Origin of the sequence: Rhodopila globiformis (genome assembly GCF_002937115.1) — a bacterium.
GTDB classification, from domain to species: domain Bacteria; phylum Pseudomonadota; class Alphaproteobacteria; order Acetobacterales; family Acetobacteraceae; genus Rhodopila; species Rhodopila globiformis.
The window spans coordinates 1-18047 of record NZ_NHRY01000214.1; the positions used below are offsets into that span (position 1 = coordinate 1).

Genomic DNA, 18047 nt, shown 5'->3' on the forward strand with positions numbered 1-18047 from the left:
TGCTACACCCCGGCGCATGACCACCCCGTCCATTCGCCCCCATCCGAACTGGCTGCCCAGCCTGCTCGGCCTGTTCATCGCCGTCGGTCCCGCCGCCACCGACATGTACCTCCCCTCCTTCCCCGCCGTGGAATCCGCCTTCGGCACCGCCCCCGGCACCGCGCAGCTCACCCTCGCCACCTGGTTCGCCGGCCTCGCCCTCGGCCAGCTCAACCAGGGCAGCCTGGCGGACCGCTTCGGCCGCCGCCTGCCGCTGATGGCCGGGTTCGGCGTGTTCACCCTCGCCACCATCGGCTGCGCCCTCGCCCCCACCCTGCCGGCGCTGGCGGTGTTCCGCCTGATCGCCGCGTTCGGTGCCTCGGCCGGCATGGTCATCGCCCGCGCCGTGGTGCGCGACCTCGCGGAAGGCCAGGCCGCCGCCATCATGATGTCGCGGCTGGTCCTGGTCATGGGCCTCGCCCCCATCCTCGCCCCGTCCATCGGCGGCGGCGTGCTGGTGTTCGCCCAATGGCGCGTCATCTTCTGGCTGCTCGCCGCCTACGGCGTCGCCTGCATCCTGTCCGCCTGCTCGCTGGTGGCGTGCGCGCAGCTCAACGCGAGGCTGCTGCCGATCGCCGGGCTGTCGCGGATGCTGACGGTGATTGCCTGGGTCTCGTTCACCGCCACGCTGGTGTTGACCGCCCTGGCGTTCAGCGGCGTGCACATCCTGTGGGCGATCATCGCGCCGCTGGTGGTCATCATCGGCTGCCAGGGCTTCGCCAACGCCAACACCAATGCCGGCGCGCTGTCTCGCCACGCCGGCCATGCCGGCAGCGCGGCGGCGCTGATGGGCACCTTCCAGTTCGGCCTCGGCGCCAGTGCCGGCCTGCTGGTCTCGCTGCTGACCGACGGAACCCCGCGCGGCATGGCCGCCATGATGGCATGCGGCATGCTTGGCGCCGTCATCGCCGATAGAGTCCGTCCCCGGACCGAATGGATACGCCGATGATCGTTGGAATTCCCGTCTGCGCCAGAACCGTCAACGAGATGCCCGTCCACCAGACTCCCGCGCGCTATGCCGAAGCGGTGCTGGGCGGCGTCGAGGCCCTGCCGATGCTGATCCCGCCGCTGGGCGAGCGCATGCTGGCGGCGCTCGACCACGTCGACGGCCTGCTGGTCCCCGGCAGCCCCAGCAACGTGCATCCCAGCCACTACGACGGCGGCGAGTCGGAAACTCCCGACCTGCACGACCTCGATCGCGACCACACCACCCTGCCGCTGATCCGCGCCGCCATCGCCAGAGGCGTCCCGCTGCTGGCGATCTGCCGCGGCATCCAGGAGCTGAACGTGGCGCTCGGCGGCTCGTTGATCCAGCGCGTGCATATCCGCGACGGCCGCGCCGATCACCGCGGCGGCCCGGGCCCGCTGGAGGTACGCTACGGCGTGAAGCACGCCGTCTCCGTCACCGGCAGCCTGGCGCGGATCCTCGGCGCCGGCAGCATCATGGTGAACTCGATCCATGGCCAGGCGATCGACCGCCTCGGCGCCGGCCTGGTGGTGGAAGCCACCGCCCCCGACGGCACCATTGAGGGCGTTGCGATGCCGGCTGCGAAGAATTTCGTGCTGGGCCTGCAATGGCACCCCGAGTGGGCCTATGCCGGCAACCCGCACAGTGTTGCCATCTTCCGCGCTTTCGGCGATGCCTGTCGAAGAACAAAAGCACAGGGTGGATGACACATGGATCTGCAACTGGCCGGCAAGACGGTCCTGATCACCGGCGGCTCGAAAGGCATCGGCCGCGCCACCGCGGACGTCCTGGCCGGGGAAGGCTGCAACCTGATCCTGGTTGCCCGCGGCCCCGCCCAACTGGAGGAAACCGCCGTAGCCATCCGCGGCCAGCGCCAGGTCAACGTCCGCACCATCCCGGCCGACCTCTCCAGCGACGAAGCGGTCCGCAAGGTCGCGGCCGAGGCGGGCGACATCGACATCCTGGTCAACAACGCCGGCGCCATCCCGCCCGGCGACCTGGCATCCATCGAAGACGCGAGGTGGCGCCAGGCCTGGGACCTGAAAGTCTTCGGCTACATCTCGTTCTGCCGCGCGGTCTACGCCCGGATGAAGGCGCGCCGGTCCGGCGTGATCGTCAACGTCATCGGCGCGGCGGGGGAAAAATTCCCCACCAGCTACATCGCCGGCGCCGCCGGCAACGCCTCCTTGATGGCGTTCACCCGCGCGCTCGGCAAGGGCGCTCCGGCGGATGGCCTGCGCGTGGTGGCGATCAATCCGGGGCCGGTGGAAACCGACCGCCTGGTGATGCTGCGCCGCGCCGAGGCCCAGCAGAAACTCGGCGACCCCGAACGCTGGCGCGAGCTCACCGCCACCATGCCCTTCGGCCGCGCCGCCACGCCGCACGAGATCGGCAATGCCGTCGCCTTCCTCGCCAGCCCGCTGTCGGCCTACACCAACGCCACGGTACTGACGATCGACGGCGGCGGATAGCTTCGCCACTGTCGGATCAAGGTCCGTTTCCCCATCGTCATGGCCGGGCGTGTCCCGGCCATCTACCCTGCGCCGTTCGTGCGCGGATGGCCGGGACACGCCCGGCCATGCCGGTGAGAGAACGGCCGCGGCACCAAATCCTTCCAATCTTCACCTTATCCGATAGCCTCAACCCCCACCTCGTCCGATAGCCACCGGCGAGCAAGCCCCGGACAAAACCAATCAGGCAGCGCAGTCGTTACTCATCCAACACGGCATCGCCCGCGCCGGCCATTGGCGACCAGCCTTGCCGAAACAGGCAAAGCCGCTGTCGGCAGCCCGCGGCCTGTCGCCCCCAATGGAGGTTCACCCCGCTGCCCGGCGCTGCTGCCACTCCAGTTCGAACCGCAGCACCTCCGGCGCCTCCAGCGGGACGTCCAGGCCAAGCGCCAGTGCCGCGACCGACATCGCGTGGGCGATGAGCAGGGCGAGATCGACGATTTGCCGCGGCGAGAAATGCCCGTGCATCTGGTCCGCCACCCGCAGCGGCAGCCGGCGGCCGTAGGCGATCTCGAACGCATACTCGCACAGGGCCTGCTCGCTGGCCGTCAGATCCCGTGGCGTGCGGCCTTCGCGTAGACGCTGCAGCTGGTCCTCGGTTACGCCCTCCGCCCGCGCCTGCGGCGCGTGATGCGCCCAGCCGTAATGCACGTCCCGCGATGCAATCAGGATGGCGAGCTGTTTCTGCCGCTCGGTCAGCTGCGAGCCGTGGCGCGTGTACGCCGCCAACGCAGCGAACGCGGCAAGTCCATCCGGAGCCAGTGCCACGGTCTGCATCAGGTTCGAAACATACCCATGGGTTTCGGCGATGCGGCGAAGCGTGGCCTGGAGCCGAGCTTCGTCCTCCGCGGAAAGCAGACCTTTGTCGCTGATGACGGCACGCTCCGGTTCGACACCGGTATAACAGCATACCGCCCGCTGATGGTCCAGCCGCAACAATGCGTTATCAAGGAAAACATACCGCTACGCGGTTTCCCGCGCGATCGCCTCCGCCAGGGCCGCCGCAGGGGGGCTGTCGATGTCCCGCAGCGCGTCCAGGGCATCCTCCGCCAGCTCCGGCCGTGTCCGGGCTATCCGTCCCAGCACCAGGGCATCCGGCAGGCGCTGCCGCAGCCGGGCCGCCTCGCGCAGCACGGTATCGGCGCCGGGACCCTGCACCACCTGGTCCGTGACGATCCGGGCCAGCGCCTGCGCCGCCTCCCGCCCGCCGATGGCGCCAAGCGCCCGCACCGCCGCCATCTGCTCCGGAACCGGATGCGCCAGGCCGAAACCCTTGAAGCGCCGACACAGCGCCTCCAGCGCCGGAACCGCCGCCGCCAGCCGCCGCGCCGCGGCCTCCCCGGCCAGGTCCTGGCAAGAGCGCTGGGTGGCGTCGGGGATCACCGCGATCAACGCGGCATCATCGAGCGCCGACGCCACGGAGGCGGGCTGCGGCGCGATCACAGGCGCCGGGCCGCCACCGCCGGCGAACAGGTCGGGCTGGCGATCAGGCTGCATACCATGATCATGCCCGGAAAGCGGGGCCCTGGGAACAGCCCCGCCCGCCGTCCTATCGTTCGGCGAAATCCACCACAGCCGCAAACCCCGTCTCGGAGCCGATGGCCAACTGCGCGCCGCCCCCGCTCCAGGCCAGGGTGCTGATCGGCCCGTGCTCCGGCGGCACCACCGGCAGGATGCGGGACGAGCCGATGTCCGCCACCACGGCCAGCCCGTCGGCGAAGCCGCCGGCGACGAACTCGTCCTTCGGATGGCAGGCCACCTGCATGCACAGGATGCCGTCGCCGCCGGCCAGTTCGATCGGCGCCTTGCCCATCGGCCCGCCGCCGAAGAACGGCCACAGCACCATCGCGTCGGCGCCACTGCTCGCCATCCACCGGCCGTTGCGGGTGAACGACAGGCTGTTCGGCTTCGACGGGTAGCCGCTCATGCGCATGTGCTGCCCCTCCGGCAGCTTCCAGCCGTGCAGCGCGTTCTCCTGCATCGCCGTCACCACCGCGTCGCCCTCGGGATGGATCAGGATGCCGGTGTGGCTGCCCTTCCACTCCAGCTTGCGCGGTGTGTCCGTCTTCGCCGCGACGAACCACAAGGACGCGCCGTTGTAGTGCGAGGCGCCGATGCGCTTGCCCTTGCCGTCGAACGCCAGCCCGGTGACGGTGGACGGGTGGGTCAGCTCCTTCAGCAGCTTTCCGGTCTCGTCAAACAGCCGCACGATCTTGCCGGCGCTGGCGGCGATCAGCCCCTTGCCCCTGTCCAGCGCATAGGTCGCGACGTGCTCGACCCACTTCATACCGAAATCGCTGATGTCCGATACGCGGCCGCCGGCGCCGACGCGCCGCAGCTTGCCGTCGTCGCCGCCGGAGATGAAGCCGTCGCCGCCGGGATCCATGGCGAACCCCAGGATCGCACCGTCATGCGCCGGGATCGAGGTCCACTCGTCCGCCGATCCCACCCGCATCAGCCGCACCGAGCCGTCGCCGAGCGCGAACCCGGCGGTGCGGCTGTCGCGGGAGAAGCGCGCGGCGACGACGAACGCCTCCAGTTCGCGGGAAGTGCCCCGGGTTTTCAGCAGGAAGGCAGCTTCGGCGGTCTGGCTCATGGTCCGGTCTCTCTCGGGCTTCGTCGTCATGCGCGGCAACACGCGGGTCCGCCATCGCCCTGCGGCGAGAGGCGCGTGTTGCCGCCCAGGCCAACTTACTCACATTGAGAGACGGGACAAGGCTCGCGACGCGCCGCCGCTAGGCAACCCGGCGCGATGGCTCCTGCCGCGCCGCCGCCCGCAGCGGCAGGGAAGCATCGAGAACCGAGCACATCGACGCGATCTCCGAGGCCGGGCGCGGCAAGCCGATGAAATAGCCCTGCACCTCCTTGCATCCCTCAAGCCGCATCTGCTCGAACTGGTGCACCGTCTCGACCCCCTCGGCGGTCGTGGTGATGCCAAGGCCGCTCCCCAGGCCCGTGATCGCCCGCACGATCAGCAACGCGCTCCGCGTCAGCCGCCAAGGGGCCTCGCCGCCGGCCGCCATGTCGCCGTTCGCGGCCGGAGCCGCCAGGTCGCCGACAAACGACCGGTCGATCTTCGGCTTGTCGAACGGGAAGCGCCGCAGGTAGCTGAGTGATGAGTAGCCGGTGCCGAAGTCATCCATCGACACGCGCACCCCCATGGCATGCAGGTCCAGCAGCGTCGTCAGGACCGTCTCGCTGTCCTGCAACAGGATGGTTTCGGTGATCTCCAGCTCCAGGCGCTCCGGCGCGAGGCCCGTCCGCTCCAGAACCTCCCGCACGATGGACGCCAGCCGCTTGTCCTTGAACTGGACGGACGAGACGTTCACCGCGACGCGGATATGCGCCGGCCACTTCACCGCTTCCGCGCAGGCGGTGCGCAGCACCCACTCGCCAATCGGAATGATCAGACCCGTCTGCTCCGCCAGGGGAATGAAGTCGCCGGGCATGACCCGCCCGCGGCTGGGGCTGTTCCAGCGGATCAGTGTCTCGAACGCCGTGACGCGATCCTCGGGAAGGTTGTACAGCGGCTGATAGTACAGCTCGAACTCGTCACGTTGCAGGGCGAGCCGCAGATCGGCTTCCAGGCCGCGGCGCTCCCGCAGGCTCTCGTCCATACCGGCCTCGAAGAAGGCGAACATGCCGCGCTCCTCCTTGGCGGCATACAAGGCCACATCGGCCCGCTTCAGCAGTTCGCCCACCGGCAGGTCGGGCTCCGACACCGCGATGCCGATGCTCGTGCCGATGACGACATCATGCCCCTGCACCTCGAACGGCGAGCCGAGGGACGCGATGATGCGCTCGGCCAGTTGCGGCAGGGTCGCCTGGTCGCCGATTGGCCCGCGTACGATGATGGCGAATTCGTCACCGCCGAGCCGCGCGACCGTGTCCTCGTCGCGCACGCAGTAGCGCAGCCGTCCGGCCACCGCCCGCAGCAGGTCGTCGCCGGCGCCATGGCCAAGCGTGTCGTTCGCCGCCTTGAAGCGATCCAGATCCAGGCAGAGGACCGCGAACCGGTCCGTTTCCCCAAGCCGGCTCGCGGCCTGGTTGATGCGTTCCTGCAACAGCAAACGGTTGGGCAGGCCGGTCAGCGCGTCGTGCCGGGCCAGGAACGCCACACATTCCTCGTTCCGGCGCTTTGCCGTGATGTCCTCGAACGTCACGACGGCGCCGCCGTTCTGCATCGGCTCGCTCGCGATCGACACCAGCAGGTCCGGCCGCATCTCCAGCTCGATCTGGCTGGACTGCCGCGCGTTCAGGATCGAGGCGATCTGGTAGGCGACGTCGCCGGCGTCATCCAACGGATGCAGGCCATGGCGCTTCATGGCCTCGACAAACTCGATCACGGTCATGTCCGGGCCGATGCAGCCATCGGGAATGCCGCACATGGAAAGGAAGCGGTTGTTGACCAGTTGCACACGCTGGTCCGGTCCCCAGACGACCATGCCCTGGGCCATGCTGTTCAACGCCGCATCGAACTGCATATTGAGTTCCTGCAGCTTCGCCTCCCCGAGACGGCGGGCCACGGCGTTGGCGTGGAAGACCTGCATTGCCCGCGCCATCGCGCCGACCTCGTCACCGCGGTCGGTTGCCGGCACCGTCAGGTTCGTGTCGCCGCCGGCGAGCTGGTTCATCAGGTTCGTCAGGGAGAGCAGGGGCACGGTGACGCACCGTCCGACGAGGGTGGAGCCCAGCAGCACGACCACGGCGGCCCCGCCAACGAGCAGCAGCATGAACTGCTGGGACCGCTCGCTGTTGTCGAGCGCGCGCCGCGTGAGCACGCCGCGCCGCTGCGCGAGATCGTCCATGCGCTTCTTCAGGTCGCTGCGCAGCGTTTCGAAGGCGTCGTTCGTGACGCCCGTCAGCAGGGCGCCGTAGCTGGCGTCATAGGCGGCGAACTGGGCCGTGTCCCGGACACGCGCCGGGTAGGTGGCGAACTCCTTGCGAAGCGTATTTGCCTGGGACGGCGTAATCGCACTGCTGCGTTTCAGGAACTGGTCAAAACGCTCGGCCCTCCGGTCGAGCGACGAGAGAACCTTGTCGGCTGCCGCCCTCTGGGCCGCCGGGTTGTTTTCATTCGTGCCGATGGAAATCAGGCTCAGCAACCGCGTCTGCAACAGGGTGATGTCGTCCTTCGCGGTTTCCGCCTCGATCAATGGCTCGAACACGTTGTAGTCGAGCGCCTGCACCGTCGCGGTGCTTTGTTCGCCCGTGCGCGCCGCCAGGAAGAACATCAGCGCCATGATGCCAAGCGTGATCGTCGGAATCAGCGCCACCTTGCGGGCCAACGGCAGGTTGCGGAAGGCCGCACAAGGTTTCAGGCTCCGAAACAACCTGATATGCGGCGGGGCGCACAGCCTGTCTATGTCGCATGGACCGGATGTCGCCACCCTGGAGGCGTTTGACGCAGAAGCCGTCATGCTGAAATTCCGTCGTGGCCGCAACGGCACTCAATCGGATGATCGGCGCCGTGCGGGTGGGTTCGTGTTTGAACAAGCCTGATGCGCGGGTTTCCCAGAGGTCACGCGCTCGCCGGTGGTCCGGAAGCCGGCGGGGTCATTTTTCATTGCTCGTGTAGTAGCCCGATCCGCAAACCGTGTGGTCGTCCACTCTCAGGACGTAGGCGTGCTTCAGCTCGATCCGCTTCGTCGCCGGGTTCGGCCAGCGGAACTCAAGCCAGCCGCTGCCCTTTGTCAGCCCGAGCCGCTTGATCTCGACGTTTGCCATCCGCCTGTCCGGGCCGCGGACATCGGACATGTTCTTGCCGACCAGCCTTGGATTGCCGCCATGCGCGACGACAACGCCGCTGGCATCCTGGCAAAACACATAGAGTGAGCCATTGACGAAGCCTCCGTCGAGGCGGCTGAAATCGGCGAATGCCTTGTCGCGGCCCACTTCATGCACATGGGCGACGGCGCGTTCAGCCAGCGCCTGGGCATCGGCGGCGGTCTGCGCGTTTGCCAATTGGGCAAACGGCAGAATGCCGGCGACGACCATCATCGGCGCCACGAAACGCAGCGTCCGCTTGAAAGCGTCCGGAACGGCAGCCAGGCGGGAGGCTGAGGCGGGCAGGCAGGCGTTCCGCATGATGTCAATCCTGATCGACGGCCCGCAACGAATGTGATCTTACGGACTTAAAACAATTACATCTTAATCGCATCGGCAAGATATGCTAATGATTGCGCGCGACAGTCTGTTGAAATTCTTGACTGTCACGAAACGGATTGTTGAGTATCGTTGCACCGGGTGTCCCGCCGCCCGACAATGCCGAATCCTGTCGAGAAATGTCGCGGCCAGTGGCTGACCGCCATCCCGCGTGCCGACCGGTTGGCGTCCGGCCCCTCGTCCTGCCGATCGGCAACGGCCGGGATGCACCGAGGGCGCGGCGATCCCTATATCCTGCCACGATGTCCGACCGCCCCGCCGACTCCCTCGCCGCCGCCGTCGCCGCAGCGTCCGCCTGCCGGCTTTGCGCCGACTTCCTGCCGCTTGGCCCGCGCCCGGTGTTCCGCGTCTCCGCCACCGCGCGCCTGCTCGTCATCGGCCAGGCGCCCGGCACCAAGGTCCACATGACCGGCCTGCCGTGGAACGACGCCTCCGGCGATCGGCTGCGCGACTGGCTGCAGATGGACCGCGACCGGTTTTACGACGGATCGCAGATCGCCATCGTGCCCATGGGCCTGTGCTACCCGGGCCGCCTGCCCGCCGGCGGCGACGCACCGCCGCGCCCGGAATGCGCGCCGCTGTGGCTGGACCGCTTCATCCGGCTGATGCCGCAACTGCGACTGACCCTGCTGGTGGGGTCCTATGCCCAGCAGCACCAGCTGGGGAAGGGCGCGATGACGGACCGGGTGCGCCGGTTCCGGGACTACGGCCCCGCGGTGGTGCCCCTGCCGCACCCATCCTGGCGGACCACCGGGTGGGAGCGCCGCAATCCCTGGTTCACCGAAGACCTGCTGCCCGCCCTGCGGCAGGCGGTGCGAACGGCACTCGCCTGATACCCCGGGCCGGTTCCGGCCCGGACCCGCTTGCCACGAACACGCCGGCCCGGGCTACCGAGCCTCATACAGGCTGGTGGCGCATTGCCCGCCCGCCGGCGCCAGCACCGTCGAGCACAGCACGGCAAGCGTGCCGTCGTGGAAGCAGGGGACGTAGTCCGCCAGGGCCGGGCCAAGGACCGACGCCGGGTATGCCGGGTTCTGGGACACCACCGCGATGATGGCATGCGCGGCGCGCGCCTGGCGGGCCGGGTTGGCGGCGAAGAACCGGCCGATCATCACCTGGGTATAGACGTGGAAGATCCGCTGCGTGCCCAGGTAGGGCGAATTCAGCTTGTCGTGCTCCGACAGGATCACCGGCGGCAGGCCGGGCGGCGGACAACTGCGCTTGTAGGCGGCGACCCGGTCAGCGAGGAAACGCTGCACCGGGGTCTCCGGCTGGCGCAGGTCGCGCGCTTGCACGGCGGCGGTCAGGTCCCGCCGGCAGATCCAGCCGACATTCGTGAACGTCCCGGTCACCAGGTCGGAGCCTATGAGCCAGCAGCCCAGGCCAATGCCGAGCAGCCGTCCGGGCCAGGACAGCCGCAACCTGGCCACGGCCGCCTCCGCCGGCTCGGGGGCCAGCAGCAGCAGGATCGCGAAGCCGAGGGACAGCGGCAGGAAGTAGCGGCCCACCGTCAGGAAGCCCAGGAAGCCGACATAGCAGCCCAGGAACACGGCCACCGACGCGATCCCGCGCCAGCGGAGCCGGCGGTTGCTCCAGGCCCCGGCCAGCACGGCCCCGGCCAGCACCAGCGCGAGCAGCGGCGCGCGCGACGCCGGGAAGACATGAAAGCCCAGCGACACGTCGCCCCGGTAGGTGACCGGGCAGACCTGGTCGAGCGCGATCATGTTGCAGGCCGACAGCAGCGCGTTGCTCAGCACGCCGCCGCGGGCTGTCGTGTCGTACACGGTCTTCCCGGGGGCCAGGATGCGGTTCGGGCCGGGCGGATCGGTGACGGCCGCCAGCGTCTCGCTCAGCCCGAGGATACGCCCGGTATACAGCACGTTCCTGTTGAGCTGCGGCGCCAGTACGATGGCGGCGGCCAGTACGCCGGCCACAAGGCGCCGGGGCGAAGTGAAAAACCCGCGGTATCCGAAGACGTGATACAGCACCACCAGGGGAGCGATGAACGCCGCATTGATCTTCACCGCCACCGCCATGGCCAGGAAACCCGGCCAGGCCGGGCAGCGGATCAGCGACGCCACCAGCAACAACAGCAGCAACGCTTCCTGGTAGGAAGTGCCCTGGATGTTTGCGGCCTCGGGCAGCACGAAGGCCGCCAGCCCGGCGAAAGCCACGACGATCCGCCTGGCGGGCGGGGCCTGCCGTACGACCGGGAAGGCCAGTGGCGTGATCAGCAGCAGCAGGACATAGCTCAGCGTCGAGATCAGCGCCGGCATGTAGTCGCCGGTGATCGTCACCAGCAGGCCGTTCAGCAACTCCTGCAGGTTGGTCCCGACCAGGAACCCGTCGGGGATGGCGCTGTCGCCGGTGCGCCACTCCGCGATCTGGTAGGGCAGGGTGGTCTTGTACATCACGCTGTCGTAGGCGAGATCCGGCAGACGGGCGCGCAGCACCGGGAACAGCAGCAGCCCCAGCGGCAGGTATGCGGCGATGTCCGGCCAGCGCCTGGCATCGCCGGGCAGGCGCGGACGCCAGGAGGCGATGACCGTCACCGCGACCGCGGCCGCGGCAAGGGCCGCCAGGGCGATCAGCCAATCGGATGCGACCACGCGCGGCAGCGTCAGCGGGATCTGGCCGAATGCCGCCAGGAAGCCGAGGCAGGACACCAGGAACAGGCCGCTGATCGCCGGCAGGTCCGGCCGCGCCCATCGCCAGGCCGGATGCGCCAGCGCCAGCAGGGCCGGAACCGCGCTCGCGGCCGCCGCCAGCAGCAGGGTGTGGGGATAGGGCGCCAAAACCTGGACCAGGGCGTAGAGCAGGATTGGCAGGACCAGGAACTGGGTGATCCGGTAGATCCAGGCCCATCCGTCCGACGCGGCGGCGGCCAGGTAGAGCGCGGCCTGTCCGAGGCAGAGGGCGGTGAGCAGGACGCTGCCGGGATACGCCTCGACCCGCCCGCACCAGAAGCTGCGCGACAGCAGGACCTGGACATAGCCGCCCGCCGCGATCGCGGCACACAGGCCAGGCGCCAGCCAGGGGGCGAGGCGCCTCATCCCGGGGTCTCCTTGGCCGGAAGGGCCTGGTGGCCGGGACCGTTCTCTCTCCGTCATGGCCGGGCGTGTCCCAGCCATCCACCCCCCGCCGTCGAAGCGCAGATGGCCGGGACACGCCCGGCCATGACGATGGGGAGAAGACCTGGCTCCGCCAGATCGCCTATCCTGATACGCATGGGGATACGCCCGGCCATGACGAGGGGGCGGAGACCTTGCTCCGTCATATCCTTGTCCCGGCACGCACGCGGCACAGCCCGACCATTCCCGGCGGCTGTTCCATGACAGGAAGCAGAATGGCCCAAGGCATGCCCTCGGTTCAGTCCGTGCGCACCGGCGCCGGATTCGAACCGAATCTACAATGTTTCGCTGGGCTTCACCACAAGGAACCGGGCCGGGCGATGGTGGAGCTGAGGGGAATCGAACCCCTGACCTCCTCATTGCGAACGAGGCGCTCTCCCAACTGAGCTACAGCCCCATCGCCGGTATCGCGCCGCCGCTCAGCGTCGCGAGGCGCCCCTAATGATCGCAGCGCCCGTCCAAGTCAAGCGGCTTCGTCGGCAAAATTCGCGCTACCGCGTCGATAGCGTCTGGAACACGTCGCCCACCGGCGGCAGCCCCTGGATATGCCGCCGGTGCCACAACGCGTAGAACAGCAGCTGCCAGCAGGCGAAGCCGTGCCGCCAGCGGCGGATGTTGCGGAACAGCGACTTCACCTTGTCCGGCTCGGCGATTTCCTGCACCCCCGGCTGCGCCGCCACCAGCGGCCCGAGTCGCGTTCCCTGCCCCTTGATCCAGGCGCCGACGGGCACGGTGAACCCGATCTTCGGCGCGAACGGCTGCGCTTCCGGCAGGTTCTTCTCCAGCCACTTGCGCAGGAGCCACTTCCCCATCTCCCCGCGCACCTTGAGGTCATCCGGCAGGCGGTACGCGGCGGCCATCACGCCGGGATCGAGGAACGGAGTCCGCCCCTCCACCGCGTGCGCCATCATGCAGCGGTCGAGCTTCAGCAGCAGATCGTGCGGCAGCCAGTCGGTCATGTCCAGCGCCTGCGCCGCCGCCAGTGGCGAGCGCCCACCCTCGGCCGCCAGGGTCTCCGCCGCCGCCATGCCGTCGCGCCAGGTGGTCGGCCGGTTGCGCAGCACCGGCACCCGGTCGAAGCTGCCGGTGGCCCACATCGCCTTGCCGCCGCGCCACCAGGGCAGCAGCGCCTTGCGGTAGCGCTTGTAGCCGCCGAAGATCTCGTCGCCGCCCTCACCGGTGAGTACCACCTTGACGTCCTGCCGCGCCCGCCGCGCCAGGAACCAGGACGGGATGATGGCATAGTCCATCGTCGGGTCGTCCATGGCCGCGACGATCTCCGGCAAATAGCGCCAGACCATCGACTCGGTCACCTCGATCGCCTCGTGCTTCGCCCCCACCGCCCGGGCGATCGCCGCCGCCTGCTCGCGCTCGTCCACCGAGCCGGGGGTGTCAAATCCGGCGGTGAAGGCCAGCACCGGCTGCTCGTTCAGCCGCGACATCAGGGTGATCAGCACCGAGCTGTCGATGCCGCCCGACAGGAACATGCCGTATGGCACGTCGCTGCGCTGGTGCAGGTCGACGCTCTCGGTCAGCGCCGCGTCCAGCCGGGCCATCGCGGCGTCCTCGTCGATGTCCTCGGGCGGTTCCGCCGGCACCGGGTTGATCCGCTGACGGTCGAGGATATGCCCGTCCGAGCAGGTCAGCGTCTCGCCCGGCAGCACCCGCTGGATGCCCGGGAAGATGGTGTCGGCGCCGGTGGTAAACTGGAGTTGCAGCAGTTCCTCGACCGCTGCCGGCCGCACCGCGCGCTTCACCAGCCCGGCTTCCAGCAGCGCCTGCGGCTCCGACGCGAAGGCCAGGCCGCCCTCGACCTGTGCTATGTAAAGAGGCTTGATGCCGAACGGGTCGCGGCTGAGCGTCACCGTGCGCCGCACCCGCTCATGGATCGCGATCGCGTACATGCCGCGGAGTTGCTTCGCGTAGTCCGGCCCGTCGCGCAGCCACAGGTGCAGCGGCGGCTCGCAGTCGCTGTTGGTGGCGAAGACCACGCCAGGCATGGCCTGGCGCAGCTCACGGTAATTATAGACCTCGCCGTTGGCCACCAGCGCCGCCGGGCCGGCGAACAGCGGCTGGTCGCCGCTGACCAGGTCGATGATCGACAGCCGGTTGTGCAGCAGCGCCACCCGGCCCATCACCGCATGGCCGGTGCCGTCGGGGCCGCGATGGTGCAGGGCGTTGATCAGCTTCGACAGTACAGCGGGATCCGGCGGCGTCGCGCCGGAAGACAGAATCAAGCCGGCGATGCCACACATAGAATGGTGTCTCTCCAGACAGTCACGCAGCGTAGCGATAGCGCAAGTCAGCCACTGTGTCGCGCCTTCCCGTTGAAATAATGGGGAAGGCCAGGGTCTCCAGCGCCGGCGAGCCCTGCCCCGATCGTCCGCGGCGGTGCGGTGGATGCAGGGCGAGGCTTGGGGGGCGTGCGCCCCGGCGGCGGCGAAGAGATTAACACGCCGTTAATCTTTAACACGGAGTTAGCCAGCCGGCGCGCCGGTACCGCGATGACCGAAAATGAGCGAGGCCCGTGCCTCTCCGTCATAGCCGGGCGTGTCCCTACGGGATGCACACATCTCGGAAACAAGCGCAAAATCAGGTGCTTGCCGGACATCCGAGGGCGTTCCCCCATCGTCATGGCCCGGCTTGTCCGGGCCACCTATTCCAGCACTTGTGCCGCGAAAGGTGGCCCGGACAAGCCGGGTTATGACGAAAGGGAAACGCAGCGGCGGACCGTTTCCAAGATCTGTGCATCCCGTAGGGCTTGTCCCGGCCATCTGCGCACGAGCGGCGGGGGAGGATGGCCGGGACACGCCCGGCCATGACGATAGAGATACGACAGGCACCGGAAAAACCGCATTTTCATAGGAGGCGCAAGGTTCTTGATGAGAATAGACAACGAACTGCGCAACCGCGGGGTCAACGACATCCTGATCGCCGTGGTGGACGGGCTGAAAGGGTTCCCCAAGGCGATCAACGCCGCCTTCCTGCAGACCCTGGCGCAGACCTGCATCGTGCACCTGATCCGCACCTCCCTGGCCTATGTGTCCTGGCAGGACCGGCGCGAGGTGGTGGCGGCGCTGAAGCCGATCTACGTGGCCCCGACGGTCGAGGCGGCACTGCAAGCCTTGGAGGCCTTTGAGACCGGACCCTGGGGGCGGAAGTATCCCGCCATCGCTCCGGCCTGGCGGCGGCAATGGCAGCAGGTGGTGCCGTTCTTCGCCTTCCCGCCGGAGGTGCGGCGGATCATCGACACACCAACGCCATCGAGAGCCTCAACAGCAAGCTGCGTTCCTCAGTCCGCAGCCGGGGGCACTTCCCCTCCGACGAGGCGGCAACGAAATTGTTGTATTTGGTCTTGTGCGATGTCAGCAAAAACTGGAAGATGCTCAGCGTGAGTGGACTGCGGCCAAGACGCAGTTCGCCATCCTGTTTGGCGACCGGTTCAGCCTCGCATAGAAGATCCTGATGAAACCCGACCTTCACACAGAAATCCTGACAGGCTCGTAATAAGAAGCCGCACGGACCACGATCCCGTCATCGAGCATCCTGACCACGGTGAAGTCGCGGAGCAGCAGTTCGGTCCTGGCCGCCTGCGTCTCGTTCGGTGCGCCCTGCAGCACTTCCAGCAGGATCAAATCGCCGACGATAATGTCTTCCCGTCCGAAGGCCCGGCGCAGGCGTTGCACCTGCGGCAGATCGCCCTGTCCCCGCAGATGGCCGATCCAGATGCTTGTATCGACAACAATCACACGTCGCGACCTTCGCGCATGGCGTCAAGGTCGCCGACCCAGCCGGTCCCTGCGAGTTCCTCTCCGGCGATTTTCTGGCGATGAAGTTGGACAACCCGGCGCAGAGCCTCCTCCACAGTCGCCTTCTTGGTTGTCAGGCCGGTTGCGGCCGTCGCCGCGGCCAGCAGATCATCGTCGATGTCAATATTCGTTCGCATGCCATTTTCGTGTGTATCGGCCACGTGCCGCATACACACAGCGGTGACGTCCAGCAAACCACCGGTGGTCCCGGCCGTGACGGGGGTGCCATTATCCTTCACAATGAAACGCCAATCATGACACGGAGGGCTGAACCTGCCACCATGCAAGGATAGCCTCCTGCACCCACATCCTGACCACAATGACCGACGCCACCACCCAGACCCCGATCGACTCCCTGACTGAGGCCGAAGCGGCCGCCGAGCTGGAACGCCTGGCGCGGGAAATCGCCCACCATGACGCCGCCTATCACACGCGCGACGCGCCCGAGATCAGCGATGCCGAGTACGACGTCCTGCGCCGCCGCAACGCCGCGATCGAGGCGCGCTTCCCGGCGCTGATCCGCGCCGACTCGCCCTCCAGCCGCGTCGGCGGCGCGCCGGAGGCCGGATTCGCCAAGGTCCGCCACCGCACGCCGATGCTGTCGCTGGACAACGCCTTCGACGCCACGGACTTCAACGAGTTCTGTGTCCGCGCCCGGCGCTTCCTCGGCCGCACCGAACCGCTTGCCTTCGTCGCCGAACCGAAGATCGACGGCCTGTCGATCAGCCTGACCTACGAGAACGGCCATTTCGTCCGCGGCGCCACCCGCGGCGACGGCACGGAAGGCGAGGACGTCACCGCCAACCTCCGCACCATGAAGTCCGTGCCGAACAAATTGCACGGCCACGCCCCGGCGCAGATCGAGATCCGCGGCGAGGTGTTCATGACCAAGACCGACTTCCTGGCGCTGAACCAGGCCCAGGCTGCTTCGGGCGCCAAGGTCTTCGCCAATCCGCGCAACGCCGCCGCCGGCAGCTTGCGGCAGATCGACGCCAGGATCACCGCCGCCCGCCCGCTGTCGCTGTTCGCCTATGCCCAGGGCGAGAGCAGCGAGCCGGTCGCCGAAACCCACTGGGACTACCTGCAGCGGCTGAAGGACTGGGGCTTCACCGTCAACCCGCTGTCCCGCCGCCTGGGCAGCGAGGCGGATGCCGAAACCTTCCACCAGGAGATCGCGCTGGAGCGCTCCGGCCTCGCCTACGACATTGACGGCGTCGTGTACAAAATCGACGACCTGGCTTTGCAGCGCCGCCTGGGCTTCGTCGGCCGCGCCCCGCGCTGGGCGATCGCCTGGAAGTTCCCCGCTGAGCAGGCCACCACCGTCCTGCGCGAGATCCGCATCCAGGTCGGCCGCACCGGCGCGCTGACCCCGGTGGCGGAATTGGAGCCGGTGAACGTCGGCGGGGTGCTGGTCGCCCGCGCCACGCTGCACAACGAGGACGAGATCGCCCGCAAGGACATCCGCGTTGGCGACACGGTCGTGCTGCAACGCGCCGGTGACGTGATCCCGCAGATTGTGTCGGTCGTGACCGATCGTCGCCCGCGCCACGCCAAACCTTATCATTTCCCGGAAACCTGCCCGGCCTGCGGCAGCCACGCGGTTCGCCCGCCCGGCGAGGCGGTGCGCCGCTGCACCGGCGGCCTGATCTGTCCGGCGCAACGGGTCGAGCGGCTGATCCATTTCGTCTCCCGCCCCGCCTTCGACATCGACGGGCTGGGCGAGAAGACCATCCAGGAGTTCTACGACGAAGGCTGGCTGCACGGCCCGGCCGACGTGTTCCGCCTGCCGCAGCGCGAGACCGAGATCGCCACCCGCGAAGGTTGGGGCAAGCAGTCGGCGCGCAACCTGGCCCGCGCCATCGAGGCCCGCCGGACGATCCCGCTGGAGCGGTTCATCTACGCCCTGGGCATCCGCCGCATCGGCGCGACCAACGCGAAGCTGCTGGCTCGGCACTACGGCAGCTTTGGGAACTGGCGCGAGCAGATGCTGGCCGCCGTCACCATCGGCTCCGACGCGCGGCTGGAGCTTGGCAGCATCAGCGGCATCGGGCCGACCATCGCCGAGGAACTGACCGACTTCTTCGGCGAACCGCGCAACGTGGCGACGCTGGACGAGCTGGCCGCCGAACTGACGATCGAGGACGCCGCCCGCGCCGACGCCGCCGGCAGCCCGATCGCCGGTCAGACCGTGGTGTTCACCGGCACGCTGGAAACCATGACCCGCCCGGAGGCGAAGGCACGGGCCGAGGCACTGGGGGCGAAGGTCACCGACTCGGTGTCGAAGAAGACCGACATCGTCGTTGTCGGCGCCGACGCGGGATCCAAAGCCCGCAAGGCGGCCGAGCTTGGGGTGCGGACGATGACCGAGGCGGAGTGGCGGGCGTTGATCGAGTAAGCGCGGCTGCCCGGTGCGCCCGCCCGCCTG

At 68.5% G+C, this 18047-nt stretch carries 15 protein-coding genes, 1 tRNA gene and 1 pseudogene; 7 read left to right on the forward strand and 10 right to left on the reverse strand.

Annotation, left to right across the window (positions count from 1 at the left end; all coding sequences use genetic code 11):
* The 3 genes from CCS01_RS19755 to CCS01_RS19765 all read left to right on the forward strand — a co-directional run.
* Window positions 1-988, forward strand: a 988-nt coding sequence (locus tag CCS01_RS19755; protein ID WP_338049994.1) for an MFS transporter, incomplete at its 5' end; no start/stop codon positions are given.
* Complete coding sequence (locus CCS01_RS19760) at window positions 985-1713, forward strand: gamma-glutamyl-gamma-aminobutyrate hydrolase family protein (RefSeq protein WP_239992270.1); 729 nt, start codon at window positions 985-987, stop codon at window positions 1711-1713. The genes CCS01_RS19755 and CCS01_RS19760, both read left to right, overlap by 4 nt.
* Window positions 1714-1716: 3 nt before the next feature.
* On the forward strand, window positions 1717-2478 hold the full coding sequence (locus CCS01_RS19765) for a short-chain dehydrogenase/reductase (protein WP_104520489.1): 762 nt from the start codon (window positions 1717-1719) through the stop codon (window positions 2476-2478).
* Window positions 2479-2823: 345 nt separating this feature from the next.
* Here the strand turns inward: CCS01_RS19765 and CCS01_RS19770 are convergent, their stop codons facing one another.
* The 4 genes from CCS01_RS19770 to CCS01_RS19785 all read right to left on the reverse strand — a co-directional run bounded on the left by CCS01_RS19770 (window position 2824) and on the right by CCS01_RS19785 (window position 7793).
* On the reverse strand, window positions 2824-3453 hold the full coding sequence (locus tag CCS01_RS19770) for a carboxymuconolactone decarboxylase family protein (protein WP_146101856.1): 630 nt from the start codon (window positions 3451-3453) through the stop codon (window positions 2824-2826).
* A gap of 27 nt (window positions 3454-3480) precedes the next feature.
* Entirely contained in the window at window positions 3481-4014 is a 534-nt protein-coding gene (locus CCS01_RS33845; protein ID WP_104520491.1) for a hypothetical protein, read from the reverse strand.
* 52 nt (window positions 4015-4066) lie between these two features.
* A complete protein-coding gene (locus tag CCS01_RS34745; protein WP_104520492.1) occupies window positions 4067-5113 on the reverse strand; it encodes a WD40 repeat domain-containing protein in 1047 nt (348 codons plus the stop codon).
* 139 nt (window positions 5114-5252) lie between these two features.
* The gene (locus CCS01_RS19785; protein WP_158258502.1) at window positions 5253-7793 is read right to left on the reverse strand and encodes an EAL domain-containing protein; all 2541 of its coding nucleotides are present in this window, start codon (window positions 7791-7793) and stop codon (window positions 5253-5255) included.
* On the opposite strand from CCS01_RS19785, the gene CCS01_RS33855 reads away from it, so the two are divergent.
* Window positions 7771-8019 carry a hypothetical protein gene (locus tag CCS01_RS33855; protein WP_158258503.1) on the forward strand — a complete coding sequence of 83 codons (249 nt, stop codon included), beginning with the start codon at window positions 7771-7773 and terminating at the stop codon, window positions 8017-8019. The two genes, CCS01_RS19785 and CCS01_RS33855, sit on opposite strands and share 23 nt — an antisense overlap.
* A gap of 54 nt (window positions 8020-8073) precedes the next feature.
* On the opposite strand, the gene CCS01_RS19790 is transcribed toward CCS01_RS33855, so the two are convergent.
* A complete protein-coding gene (locus CCS01_RS19790) occupies window positions 8074-8604 on the reverse strand; it encodes a cache domain-containing protein (protein ID WP_104520494.1) in 531 nt (176 codons plus the stop codon).
* A gap of 320 nt (window positions 8605-8924) precedes the next feature.
* On the opposite strand from CCS01_RS19790, the gene CCS01_RS19795 reads away from it, so the two are divergent.
* Window positions 8925-9515 (forward strand): uracil-DNA glycosylase family protein, encoded by a 591-nt coding sequence (locus tag CCS01_RS19795; protein WP_104520495.1) that lies wholly within the window; start codon window positions 8925-8927, stop codon window positions 9513-9515.
* Between the two features lie 54 nt (window positions 9516-9569).
* Here CCS01_RS19795 and CCS01_RS19800 read toward each other — a convergent pair whose 3' ends face one another.
* From CCS01_RS19800 to asnB, 3 genes are all read right to left on the reverse strand, one after another.
* Window positions 9570-11735: a hypothetical protein gene (locus CCS01_RS19800; protein ID WP_104520496.1), complete on the reverse strand. Its 2166-nt coding sequence runs from the start codon at window positions 11733-11735 to the stop codon at window positions 9570-9572.
* Between the two features lie 399 nt (window positions 11736-12134).
* Window positions 12135-12210: transfer RNA gene (locus CCS01_RS19805), tRNA-Ala, on the reverse strand.
* A 94-nt stretch (window positions 12211-12304) separates the two neighbouring features.
* Window positions 12305-14068 (reverse strand): asparagine synthase (glutamine-hydrolyzing), encoded by a 1764-nt coding sequence (gene asnB, locus CCS01_RS19810; protein ID WP_104520497.1) that lies wholly within the window; start codon window positions 14066-14068, stop codon window positions 12305-12307.
* Between the two features lie 612 nt (window positions 14069-14680).
* On the opposite strand from asnB, the pseudogene CCS01_RS19815 reads away from it, so the two are divergent.
* Window positions 14681-15269: pseudogene (locus CCS01_RS19815) on the forward strand (IS256 family transposase); the annotation flags it as partial.
* A gap of 23 nt (window positions 15270-15292) precedes the next feature.
* Here the strand turns inward: CCS01_RS19815 and CCS01_RS19820 are convergent.
* Together CCS01_RS19820 and CCS01_RS19825 are read right to left on the reverse strand one after the other, a co-directional pair.
* A complete protein-coding gene (locus tag CCS01_RS19820) occupies window positions 15293-15562 on the reverse strand; it encodes a PIN domain-containing protein (RefSeq protein ID WP_104520499.1) in 270 nt (89 codons plus the stop codon).
* Window positions 15559-15861 carry a type II toxin-antitoxin system VapB family antitoxin gene (locus CCS01_RS19825; protein WP_204848362.1) on the reverse strand — a complete coding sequence of 101 codons (303 nt, stop codon included), beginning with the start codon at window positions 15859-15861 and terminating at the stop codon, window positions 15559-15561. Before CCS01_RS19825 ends, CCS01_RS19820 begins: the two co-directional genes overlap by 4 nt.
* An 80-nt stretch (window positions 15862-15941) precedes the next feature.
* Here CCS01_RS19825 and ligA point away from each other — a divergent pair, with 80 nt between their 5' ends.
* The gene (gene ligA / locus CCS01_RS19830) at window positions 15942-18017 is read left to right on the forward strand and encodes an NAD-dependent DNA ligase LigA (protein ID WP_104520500.1); all 2076 of its coding nucleotides are present in this window, start codon (window positions 15942-15944) and stop codon (window positions 18015-18017) included.
* Window positions 18018-18047: the final 30 nt, after the last annotated feature.